Origin of the sequence: Xenorhabdus sp. PB30.3 (assembly GCF_963895965.1) — a bacterium.
Taxonomy (GTDB): Bacteria; Pseudomonadota; Gammaproteobacteria; order Enterobacterales; family Enterobacteriaceae; genus Xenorhabdus; species Xenorhabdus stockiae.
In genome coordinates this window covers 1-8,297 of record NZ_CAWQMW010000034.1, presented here as the reverse complement: position 1 = coordinate 8,297, position 8,297 = coordinate 1, and the positions used below count along the sequence as shown (strand labels likewise).

The 8,297-nt window shown below is 42.1% G+C and carries 3 protein-coding genes; 2 read left to right on the top strand and 1 reads right to left on the bottom strand.

The features are described 5' to 3' along the window. Positions 1-205 precede the first annotated feature (205 nt). Together AACX38_RS03165 and AACX38_RS03160 are read left to right on the top strand one after the other, a co-directional pair. Positions 206-1,876 carry a ShlB/FhaC/HecB family hemolysin secretion/activation protein gene (locus AACX38_RS03165; RefSeq protein WP_228865722.1) on the top strand — a complete coding sequence of 557 codons (1,671 nt, stop codon included), beginning with the start codon at positions 206-208 and terminating at the stop codon, positions 1,874-1,876. A gap of 100 nt (positions 1,877-1,976) precedes the next feature. Next, a complete protein-coding gene (locus AACX38_RS03160) occupies positions 1,977-6,392 on the top strand; it encodes a hemagglutinin repeat-containing protein (RefSeq protein ID WP_228865721.1) in 4,416 nt (1,471 codons plus the stop codon). 89 nt (positions 6,393-6,481) lie between these two features. On the opposite strand, the gene AACX38_RS03155 is transcribed toward AACX38_RS03160, so the two are convergent. Then, complete coding sequence (locus AACX38_RS03155; protein ID WP_228865720.1) at positions 6,482-7,111, bottom strand: AAA family ATPase; 630 nt, start codon at positions 7,109-7,111, stop codon at positions 6,482-6,484. Between the last annotated feature and the right edge of the window lie 1,186 nt (positions 7,112-8,297).

Here is an 8,297-nt window from a genome sequence, read left to right as displayed (position 1 = left end):
ATGGTAAATAATTAAGTTAAATATATAACTATAAATAATCAAATGGAACGAACGACAACCAGTAATCAGAGCAAAATAAAATAATTTATATGCTTTAATGATTAATTAGTAAACCAGAATAACTATATATACCTAAGGGTTTTTCAGGAATAACCAGAAAGACGAAAGGTATGCGCAACTCAACCATAGCCATTTGGGTGCTACGATGTTCAAAAGGACGGCAGTTTTTATTTTATTATCTGTATCCCTTCAGGCCAGCGCACTGCCAGAAGCACCTGATGCTGTATTATCTATAGACGAAGCCAGAAGAACCTTACAGGATAGTTCACGGGAAATAGACCAGCTCATTGAACAGCGTCGCTACCGGGGATTTATCGAACGCTCTGATGCCCTTTCACCCGAAACAGTTTCCCCAGTGCTAACTGAAGCCCCCGCATGTCTGGATATCAACGGAGTGTATCTTCAGGGCATTACCCTGCTTTCTCTGGCGGAACTGGATACACTCAGTGCGCTGCCGGAACAGTGTATTACCAGCAATGACATTAATAGACTGACAGCAGAAATCACTAATCTGTATATCGCCAAAGGCTACATTACTGCCCGGGTGCAATTCATTCCCCCTAGTTATAATAGGGAGTTAGGGCTCAGTGTCATTGAAGGTTTCGTCGAAGCCATCGAAGGTGGTGACCGCTGGGTTAATAGCCGGATGTTATTCCCCGGGCTTATTAATCAGCCACTCAACCTGAATCAGCTGGATCAAGGGCTGGATCAGTCAAATCGTCTGCAATCGAATAAAACAACACTCGATATTCTGCCCGGTACAGTAAGCGGCGGCTCTATCGTCAGGCTGCATAACCGGCATTCCACACCGTGGCATCTCTCTGCAATAACGGATAACTACGGGCAAAAAAGTACCGGTAAATGGATCAGCAGACTGAATGCCAGCTTTGACAGTCCACTCGGGCTATCAGATTTTGTCAGCGTCAATGGGGTCAGCACCATTGATAAACCCAGCACCCAATATAATCGGGCGGCGACATTGTTCTATTCGCTGCCTTATGGTGCTGTCACTTTCAGCGGTTTTACCAGCTATTCCCAATATAAAAATCAGCTAAAGTTGAAGTTCAACTCATTCAAACTGAGCGGAAACTCTCAGCAATCCGGTATGCGCATAGACTGGCTCTTTCACCGCAGTCAGTCACAGATTTCGACGCTCAACACTCAATTCGTTTACAAGGATTCCAACACCTATTTCTATGAATCCAAATCCAACGTCAGCAGTCAGAAACTAGCAGTGCTCTCACTGGGAATAAACCACTTACAAATTATTCCAAATGGACTTATCACTTTTGACACCGGCATTGAGCAGGGAACACCGTGGCTCGGTGCTCAGGCAGTCACTCATAACCTGAAGCGATTCACCAAAGGAAAGCTGTCTGTCAATTTACACCAGAATTTCAAACTGTTTACTGTGCCATACCGCCTTAGCAGCCAGTTTTATACCCAATACAGCCCAAATGGACTCCCGGGCGTTGAGTGGCTCAATATTACCGATCGCAATGCGGTACGCGGGTTCAGCAAAAATACCCTCTCCGCTGATAACGGCTGGTATCTGAGAAACACCTTATCTTACGCAATACCGTTGCCTGAAAGTTCACTGACTTTGCGTGTCGGAGCCGATGTCGGCCAGGTTAAAAGCCATAACCGGCAGGAAGCATCGTGGAGCAGCAACGCAGGATTCAGTGTCGGAGCGGCCTTACGCCATCAACACTTTCTGGCGGATATTGAGGTGAGCCGTGGCAAAACATTATCTCGTCAGGACAGGGATAAAAGTGAGCCTATACAGCTATTAACCCGCTTTTCTTATTTATTTTAACCACCTGAATAATAACTATTTTTAACCACAGCCAATCAGGGAGAATTTCTCCCCGGGATGCTGCACATTCACATGACAGAAAGTAAATAGAGGTAATAGTATGAAAAGAAAAATATTCAGATTATCTCCTACGGGAAAACTTGCGGCATCAATGGCGATAATTCTGGCTACCTGTTCAACCAGCTTTGCCAGTGGCATCACTCCCGGTGGTGATGCAGCTCATCGGCCGGACGTCAGCATTGCTGAAACAGGCGCCACGGTAATCAATATCGTGGCGCCTTCCGAATCAGGGCTATCACATAACCAGTATCAGGATTTTAACGTCAACCAAATGGGGGCGGTGTTAAATAACTCACTGGCTAATGGACAGTCAGAATTAGCCGGACAATTATCGGCTAACAGTAATTTGAACGGACAGGCCGCCAGCGTCATTCTGAATGAAGTGATCAGCCGTAACCCTTCACTCTTACTCGGCAAACAGGAAGTTTTCGGCATGGCTGCCGACTATATACTGGCAAACCCCAACGGTATTACCTGTAACGGCTGCGGCTTTATCAACACCAATCAGGCTTCGCTGGTGGTCGGCAATCCGTTGGTTGAGAATGGCATTCTGCAAGGGTTCAATAACTTCAACAATAAAAATGCCCTGAATATCAGAAATGCCGGTCTGACTCATAATGATGTCCTGAACCTTATCGCGCCCCGCATCGATATCAGAGGAAAAGTTATCACGCCCAAATCGCTCAATATTACCACCGGAAATAACCAGATTGCCGCAGATGGCAGAATATTGGATTCAAGACAGCCTGGTGCTGGAGCGCTCGACAGCTATTACTTCGGTAGTATGCAGGCAGGGCGTATCCGTCTGGTGAATACCGCAGAAGGCAGTGGCGTCAATCTACGGGGCAGGATGCAAGCCGGTGATGATATTTATATTGCCTCCCACGGTGATGTGGAATTAGAAGCGGCAAACTTGCAGGGCGGCGATATCACATTACAGGGCAAAAACTTGCGGGCGCAGGGATACCTCAACCGATCATCATTACAAAAAACAGGAGAAGGTAATCACCAAAGTACTTTTAGCGGTGCTCATACCTCTCAGGAACAGATTAATGAGTCCATTGCCCGTACTCAATTGACCGGTAAAAACATCACACTGATTGCCCGCAAAGATAATCAGATAATGGCAACCGATATTGATGGAGATAACATCAAACTGACTGGCGCTAATCTGAAACTGGACGGTCAGCAGCTACACCAGCGTGATCAAAACACCGATAACAACTGGCAGTTATCCTGGCAGAAGGATGTCACCAATGAGAGTGAAAAGTATCAGTATGAAGGCAATACTCTCAATGCACGGAACAATGTTCACCTGACAGCCAGTGAAGGCAATGCAGAAATATTGGGCAGTAAAGTGACCGCTGGCAACCAGATTTCAGTTTCTGCTAAGCAGGATGTAAAACTGGCTGGTTTAGTCGAATCAGAAAGAAAACTCGAAAAGGGTTACAGAAAGAACGATGGAATGGGATTACAAACCGGCGATTGGGCAACTATCGACACAACCCAAAGACTTGTCAGCAGTGAACTGAATGCAGGCGGCGATTTAGGAATCAATGCAGGTGCCAATACTGAAATTGTCGGCTCTAAAGTACATTCAGGCAAAAACATGATTGTTTCGGCGGGGCAACAGACAAAAGTGACTGTGCAATCCCTCGTTGATGACCATGTTATTGAGAAAAATAAGCGTAAGTGGGGTGGCCTTGCCGGTGGCAGCAACAAAGACAACCACGATAAAGTAGAAACACACCATGCTTCTGATCTCAGCGCAGACGGGCATTTACTGCTGAGTGGAATAGATGGCGTCACCATTACTGGCAGCAAGGTAAAAGCTCGACAGGGTGCCTATGTTGAAGCTAATGACGGTGACTTAACCATCGATAACTCCGTCAGTAATACCTACAAAAAAGTGGATGAAAGAAAAGGCACCATCTTTAACATCACCAAAAATTCCAATCAGGAACAGACAAACCAGCAAACCAGCACCGGTAGCCAGTTAATCTCTGATGCTGACCTGAAATTAATCAGTGATAAAGATATCAATGTCATCGGCAGTCTGGCGAAAAGTGCTGGAGAGCTGAACATCAATACATCCGGCAATATCAACGTGCTTGCCTATGGTGAACAAAGTGAACACCAACAGGAGAAAAACAACCTTGACTGGCAGTATTACGCTCATGACACCAAAGACAAGCAATACCGTGCCGGCGCAGGTTTTGAGCATTCCCTTGATAACCAAAAAAACCATACCACCACACAGCAACAAGCTGAGTTAAATGGCCGCACAATTACCATTAATTCAGGTAAAAATGTCACTATTGATGGTGGCAGAGTGGTAACAACGCAGGGTGATGCCAGAATTGCAGGTAACAACATTGCTCTGACAGCCGCAGAAAACAGAACAGCCACCGATAACTCTCAGGCTAAAGTGCGTGGCGGTGTCTTTGCCACCGGTGGTATGGATAAATTCGGCGGCGGTGCTGAAGGTGGTTATTCTGATAATGGTCATTCCCGGAACCGCACTACTGCGGTGGTTTCAGAAGCACGAATTAATGGCAACCTTGAACTAAACGCTCAAGGAGAACTGAAACAACAAGGCACTCAATATCAGGTACAGGGAACTTATCAGGCGAATGCTGGCAGCATCCGAAATGTAGCAACAGCCAACACCGAATCAGACTCCACAAGACAAATGCAGGTTGGTGGTGAAATCAGCGGTTCAGCCGATTACAGCGCCACAACCCGCCCTATGGAAAAAACGGCGAAAGCAGCAACAAACGGAAAGCTGGATACTTCTGTTGCAAAAACCGGATTACCGAATGTCGGGCTTGAACTGGAGATGAACGGGAAAAGTCATTACTCCACCAACCATCAATCAAACGCTGTCGTCACTACCGTTAAAGCCGGCGATATCAGGATCAACACCAATGGCGATCTTTACGATCAAGGGACGAAATATCAGGCTAATAAAGGTAATGCATCCCTGACTGCCGGTAGCCATACCAGTGAAGCCGCCTACAACCAGCAAAGCAGCAGTTCATCAAATACGGTTGGCGATGCCCGTATGCGCGTTTACACCAGCACCGGCAGCGATCTTTCTGTCAACGGTAAAGGGAGTGGCAGCTATCAGGCAGAATCCACCCATAATAGAAACGCGGTTGGCAGTGAAATCAACGCCCAGAATGGCATTAACGTTCAAGTCACCAGAAACGCACATTATCAGGGCACTTCCATGAACGGTGGTAATGGTCAGACAAGCGTGAATTCCGGCGGAAATATTCAGTTCGAACAGGCCAACAACCGTGAGGAAAAAAACAGTTATGGTTATAACGGAGAACTTTCTCTGACTGTAGGAACTAACCCAGATGGTAAAAACTTCAGTGGCAGTGCAGGTGCCGGCTATAACACCAGCCAGCAGAATAGAAATATCGCTCAAACCGGCACAATTACAGGCGGACAGAATGTAAACCTGAATGCTGCGAATAACCTGACTCTGCAAGGCACGAACGTTTCTGGCAAGCAGGTCGATCTGACGGCACAACGTGGCAGGATTGAACTGGCCTCAGCTCATGATGCAGTCAACAACAATGGCTGGAACTTTGGCGCTAAAGGCAAAGGCGGTATGGCTAACACAGTGCGTAATAATGAAGGCGGCGATGGTAACGCCGGCAATGGAGAAGCCGGTAACAGCATCATCGATAACAAATACAATATAGGCGGTGAAGTTAAATTCGGTGTTGATCGACTGAACAAGGTGACTTACCACAACAATCAGGTTTCTGGTGGTAACGTCACACTGACCAGTGCTCGGGATACCTCACTCAAAGGCAGCAACATCAACGCAGATCAGGTCACGGGTAATATTGGTGGCAACCTCAACGTTGAAAGCCTGAAAAATAAAACCGATAGCCTGAATATCGGTTTAGATAGCGGATTAGGTTATAGCAGAACAGTCAAAGGTGATAACAGCCATAAAGCGACATTACCGATTGCTGACAATAACTCTGCGGAAATCGCTGCAACTAACGATGATAAAACAAACACGGAAGCCCCAAACCTGACAGATCGTCTGACTGCTGCTTTTAAAGATTACAACGGAAAACTGAAGAGCAATTACGATACGCTTGATCAGGAAACCGTTGGTGAGCAATCAACCCTGAACGGTGCTAACGGGGTTAATCTGAATGTCGCGGGCAGAACCTATCTGGCTGGTAGCCGAGTTGACAGTACTCAAGGAACAGTCTCCATGAATACGCAGCAAATCACTCACCAATCCATAACTGGTCACGACAGAGGTAAAAACATGGGAGTTAACTTACCTGACTCAATCGCAGATTTCACCGGAGCAGCCCAGAAAGATGTCTTTTCGGGTAAAATTCCTTTCGTGAAAAACGAAACTCACAATACAGAAACCCCGGTCACATATAGTGGAATCAAAGGACATCAGTTGGATTAATTGATCTTTTTTGATTAATGGGTAATATAGCCGCCATATTATTGGTGGCTATATTTTTTTCACTCAACTTATAACTGAAAATCATCACATTAATTTTCAACTTTCATAATCCTGTTTTTATCAATTTGATAGTTGGTAATATGTAACCCTTTTAAAAAATCCTCATCATGTGAACTGAAGATAATAATTTTTCTCTCAGAGAGAAAATTTAATAATGTTCTAAAAAAATTAACAGAATTGGAATCAAGACCATTAGTAGGCTCGTCAAAGATATAAACATCCATATCGGTCATCAAAGCTGAAACTAATAAAAACTTCTTTTTTGTTCCAAGTGACATATTACCAAACTCAGTATATAGATAATCGGAAATACCAAATCCGGATAAATAATAATCCAAAGGGTGATGGTCATTTAGCTTCTTATATTTCTTAGTTAAATTTATTACATCCAAACCAGTGAGGAAATGATAAAAATCAACATGCTCTGAAAGATAAAATCCCTGTTTTTGAAGATTAAAAGGCGAAACTTTATCTGCTTCAATGAAATTCACACTGCCTTTTTTTATTCGATTAACACCAGCAATACACGAAAGAAACGTTGTTTTACCTGAACCATTAACCCCACCAATACGGTTTAATCCGGTATCAAGCAAGCAATTAAAATCTGAAATTATTTTTCTGTTACCAATTTTGATTTCTGATCCAGTTACACTAAGCATATAAATATCCCAATAAGCAAGAAAATAGCACTATCACAAACAATGTGATTAATTTTGTATATTGACTCTTTAAAATATTAATAATGGAAGTTACGATGGATAATAATGAATAAAAGACAAACATCGGCAATAAAAAGTGTTTGGGAAGGAAAAACAAAAAAATCATAAATACGATTATAAAAACAGCCAAAATAGAAAAGTAATTTTTAATTATTAAGTTTATTCTGGTTGTGAAGCTTATTAGATTGGAAATGTTATTTTGAGTGAAGTGAGAAAGATTATAGAAAAGGATCATTGAGATATATAGTATGATACTAAAAAATACAATTAATACATCATTAATCTTCTCTGGCATCTGTTGATATATGAAATAAGCTGATACTGAAAAAAATACTATGGATGTAGTTATAGTAATTACGAATACTTTTCTGGTAGATATAAAATCAAAAATATAAATAACGTACGGGGATAAAAAAACCAAAGGAATCCTCCCCCCTGAATTTTTATTCTTAATAACTAATATTATATCATTAACGAACAGAAAAAATGAAAGAACTAATATAATCACTACCTGAATTACACTATAAAAAACAGAGTTATTAATCACACAAAATAGAATGAACAGCAAAGATATTATGATGACGTTAATTTTATTCGATTCATATAGTAAAAAACCAAGGGCTGACAACGATATTACCAATGATAACGCTCTGATAATGTACTCTAAACTATGACTATTCTTAGATAATAAACCCATAAAAAAGAAAATTGATATAGGAATGGCACTATAAATCATAAAAGCAATTCTATAAAAGAAAAATTGTTTTTTATTCAGAAGCGATGATATAAATGAGTTAGAGTATTTAATCGGGAATGACTGTTTCTGAATTGAGTAATAAATAATATAAATCAGTAAAAACAGTGAAGAAAGATAAAACTCTTTTATTGCATTCTTAGGCTCGATGACATATTGTGAAAGGGTAGCTATTCCTGAAATAACACCACTCACCTCTGCCGGAATAACAATAAAGAAAAGCAATAAAATAAGATTTCTATTACCAGATGCAAATAGTCTAACTTTTCTTTTATATTCAACAAGATCGGCAATAAATAAATTCATTAATTCACACCCTTAAAATCAAACTCGGTATAGATTTATTTATATATTTCAGATAATGACTTTCCT

Excerpts from the sequence above, each read along its gene's own strand:
- AACX38_RS03155 (WP_228865720.1), bottom strand. The coding sequence starts at position 7,111 with ATGCTTAGTGTAACTGGATCAGAAATCAAAATTGGTAACAGAAAAATA.
- AACX38_RS03160 (WP_228865721.1), top strand. The coding sequence starts at position 1,977 with ATGAAAAGAAAAATATTCAGATTATCTCCTACGGGAAAACTTGCGGCA.
- AACX38_RS03165 (WP_228865722.1), top strand. The coding sequence starts at position 206 with ATGTTCAAAAGGACGGCAGTTTTTATTTTATTATCTGTATCCCTTCAG.